This is a genomic window from Xanthobacter sediminis, from assembly GCF_043195015.1.
GTDB lineage: Bacteria > Pseudomonadota > Alphaproteobacteria > Rhizobiales > Xanthobacteraceae > Xanthobacter.
Genome location: NZ_JBAFWH010000044.1, coordinates 1 through 2,950 on the forward strand (window position 1 = coordinate 1; position 2,950 = coordinate 2,950).

At 65.9% G+C, this 2,950-nt stretch carries 6 protein-coding genes; 1 reads left to right on the plus strand and 5 read right to left on the minus strand.

Going from position 1 to position 2,950, the window contains the following annotated elements; genetic code table 11:
* From V5F61_RS21070 to V5F61_RS21090, 5 genes are all read right to left on the minus strand, one after another.
* The coding region (locus V5F61_RS21070; protein ID WP_394104089.1) for a replication initiator protein A at positions 1 to 960 on the minus strand (960 nt) is incomplete at its 3' end.
* A gap of 14 nt (positions 961 to 974) precedes the next feature.
* Positions 975 to 1,253 carry a helix-turn-helix transcriptional regulator gene (locus V5F61_RS21075; RefSeq protein WP_393990631.1) on the minus strand — a complete coding sequence of 93 codons (279 nt, stop codon included), beginning with the start codon at positions 1,251 to 1,253 and terminating at the stop codon, positions 975 to 977.
* 139 nt (positions 1,254 to 1,392) lie between these two features.
* Complete coding sequence (locus tag V5F61_RS21080) at positions 1,393 to 1,941, minus strand: DUF2285 domain-containing protein (RefSeq protein WP_393990632.1); 549 nt, start codon at positions 1,939 to 1,941, stop codon at positions 1,393 to 1,395.
* A complete protein-coding gene (locus V5F61_RS21085) occupies positions 1,862 to 2,161 on the minus strand; it encodes a transcriptional regulator domain-containing protein (protein ID WP_393990633.1) in 300 nt (99 codons plus the stop codon). Before V5F61_RS21085 ends, V5F61_RS21080 begins: the two co-directional genes overlap by 80 nt.
* A 119-nt stretch (positions 2,162 to 2,280) precedes the next feature.
* A complete protein-coding gene (locus V5F61_RS21090; RefSeq protein ID WP_394104090.1) occupies positions 2,281 to 2,538 on the minus strand; it encodes a DNA -binding domain-containing protein in 258 nt (85 codons plus the stop codon).
* A gap of 182 nt (positions 2,539 to 2,720) precedes the next feature.
* Here V5F61_RS21090 and V5F61_RS21095 point away from each other — a divergent pair, with 182 nt between their 5' ends.
* The gene (locus tag V5F61_RS21095; protein WP_168459816.1) at positions 2,721 to 2,939 is read left to right on the plus strand and encodes a helix-turn-helix domain-containing protein; all 219 of its coding nucleotides are present in this window, start codon (positions 2,721 to 2,723) and stop codon (positions 2,937 to 2,939) included.
* Positions 2,940 to 2,950 lie beyond the last annotated feature (11 nt).

Here is a 2,950-nt window from a genome sequence, read left to right on the forward strand (position 1 = left end):
CTCTAAGTTAAGGGCGCGATTTTCATTTTCGGTGCATGGGGTTAAGTCGGGTTTCGGTTCCCGATAGCACGAAGGTGCGGTTCCTGATGGCACGTGCCTTGGGGTTCCTGATGGCACGAGACAATCCACAGTCTGTCCACAGGCCGGCTCGAAGGCGAGCAGCGTGCGGGCGCGCCCGTCGAGCTCCAGGAACAGGGTGTAGCCGGGCAAAGGCTGGCGGCGGATGATGTCCCGGAGCTCGAAGGCGAACCGCTTGAAGGGCGACAGGCTGCCGGATTTCAGGTGGAGGTGATGGAAGTCGAAGCGCCAGCCGTCGGGCTGGTGACCGCCATGCTTGCGCACAAGCCGATAGAGCCAGCGGTCGAGCCCGCCCGTCAGCGCAAAATACGCCCGGTCGATGGTGAGGACGAGCGCATCCTCGACGATGGCGCAATAGAACCAGTCGGGGACGATGAGCTCGATGCCGGCGGGCCTGCCGTCGTGGTCAGTGCGCTCCTTCCATTCGTTGATCCAGGAGAAGCGGTGACGTCGACCCTCCCCCCGCTGGCGGATGGAGGTGGACACGGTGGTGGACTGCAGGCGGTCGAGGGCGGCTTTCAGACGCTGATAGTCCCTGATCGATGTGCCCCGGCCGACGAACCGGAGGATTTCGTAGGGCGTCGCGGCCATGAAGCGCGAGGTGCGCAGGCCGGCGTCGCGCGCTTCGACGATCTGGCTGGCCGCCCAGATCAGGATGTCGGCATCCCAGATGGTCGCCATGCCGTGGTCGGGCACCGCCTCGACCCGGATGGCGATGTCGCCCGCCGCAAAATCAATGGGGGCGACCCGATGGGTCTTGGCGAGGGAGAAGAAGGGATAGGCCATGAGATCCTGCGCATCGCGGGGCGCGAAGGCGCCGGGGAGCGCGCGGAACAGCTCAAGCTGTCCGCTGGGCTGGGGAGAGCGGTGCGGTGCTGCCATGACGAAATGGCCGCTCAGCGCGCGAGGCTGCCCGGCAGAACGCCGGACATCGAATGACGCTTCGCCGGCAGGACGGTGCCGCGGGGATCGGAGGTGGAGGTGACCGCACCGCGGGCGACCCAGGCCTGCAGGTCCTCGACGGAATAGACGACGCGCCCGCCGAGCTTGCGATAGGCCGGACCGGTCCCGTAGGTGCGGTGTTTCTCGAGCGTCCGGGGCGACAGGCTGAGAAAGACAGCGGCTTCCTTGGTGCGCAGATAGCGCGGCGGCAGCGGGACAGCTTCGGGACGCATGGATCGAACCTCCGTGGGCGATCGCGGACCGCTGGGCGTCAGCGGCGGACGGCGATCACGGTGGCGAAGGGCGCCCGTCGTGGGGGATGGGGAAGTTGAGGGGCGTAAAATCCCCACCCCTGAGCCGGCGGGGATGAAGCTATGGTCGTCGGCGATGATGCAGGAGCTTGAGATAGCCGCCGCCGATCAGGGCACGGCCGCCCTTCACGAGACCGATGACCTGGTCGCGCAGCGACGAGGTTTTCCAGGGCTCGGAGGCAACACGCCTCTCGCCGTACAGCGCGAAGGCGATGTCGCGATAGCTGGCGCCGTCAGCGCGTCCATCGGCGGCCAGCATCATGGTGCGCAGACGCCGCCGCTGCTGTGCGGTGAAGCGGGTGTCAGTGAGCGCCGGTCGACCTTCGACCATGCGCCAGAAACGGGTCAGCACCTCCACCCGCCCCATCATGTCCGCGTCCAGCGGGATGAGCGCGGCCATCGGAGTGTCACGACGACTGCCCGGCAGGAAAAGAAGCTGGAACGCATGATCGGCACGACCAACGACGGCGTGTACGCCCTCGGCGCTCTCTCTGACCGTAGAGATGCTATCGAATACGATCGTCTGCGTATCAGGCTCGAAATCGGGAGAGGGGCCGAGAAGCACGACGGCCGGATTGACGCGGGGCGACCACAGGACGGTCTGCTCCACGGCGTTTTGGGATGGCCGTGCCGCGAAATCGCAGCCCCCAGCGCTGCTCCACCTCCCGGGGGAGCGGCTCGGCGTCGGTGCCGGTGGTCACGATGGACTGGTAATGACCCTGATAGGCTTCGTCCCGGCGCAGGCATTCCCAGGCGAGGCCTTCGACGGAGAGGTCATCGAAATAATCGTAGCTGGCGTTGTCCCGCCAATGCGATGTGTCCGGTTTCATTTTCTCGGCTCCGCATCAGTCGCGTGCGTGTCGAGAGAGGACAATCTGGGATTGAATAGGGTCTGGGAAGTTCGCCGGAGGGCATCGCGTGATGCGCTGGCGGCATCACCTCGGCCGCCTCAGGCCGGGCGGCGGAGCAGGTCTTTGAAGCCGCCGGCCGCCACCCAACGGGCGCGGGCAAGATGGCTGTCATGGACATGACGGGCGCGTTCGGGCTCCCGAGCCGCGTCGATGCCGAACAGCACCGCGGCGATCTCCTCCCAGCCGGCGCCATCCGCCGTTGCATCGAGCAGGCGCGCATAGAGCCTGATGTGCGCCCGGTCATAGTCCGAAAGCTCGGGCCCGGTCGGTGCGGTATCCTCGAACGCCTCGGTCATGTCTCCCCGCCTGTTCATGCCCAGCGTCATCGGCGGTTCTAGCTGAGGCACGATGGGTGCGCGAGCGCACACTTTAAAAGTGCGCCAAGCCAATGCGGCCCGGCGCTCCAAACCATTCGGGCCACAACGATACATATTATAGTTGATAAGACCAAAGGGTGTAAATTGCGATCCGTCTGCGCATGGACATGCGCAAGCTGGTCGGCCGGAATTTCGCGCGCCTGCGTCAGGAGAAGGGCCTGACACAGGAGGACGTGGAGGCGCGCTCCGGCTTCAGCCAGCAATATATCAGCGGCCTGGAGCGCGGTCGCCGAAACCCCACCGTCATCACCCTGTACGAGCTGGCCCAGGCCTTGGGCGTCAGCCACGAGGAGCTGGTGCGTCCGGACGGCAAGGACTGAACCGCGGGGAA

Excerpts from the sequence above, each read along its gene's own strand:
- V5F61_RS21075 (WP_393990631.1), bottom strand. The coding sequence starts at position 1,253 with ATGCGTCCCGAAGCTGTCCCGCTGCCGCCGCGCTATCTGCGCACCAAG.
- V5F61_RS21085 (WP_393990633.1), bottom strand. The coding sequence starts at position 2,161 with ATGAAACCGGACACATCGCATTGGCGGGACAACGCCAGCTACGATTAT.
- V5F61_RS21090 (WP_394104090.1), bottom strand. The coding sequence starts at position 2,538 with ATGACCGAGGCGTTCGAGGATACCGCACCGACCGGGCCCGAGCTTTCG.
- V5F61_RS21095 (WP_168459816.1), top strand. The coding sequence starts at position 2,721 with ATGGACATGCGCAAGCTGGTCGGCCGGAATTTCGCGCGCCTGCGTCAG.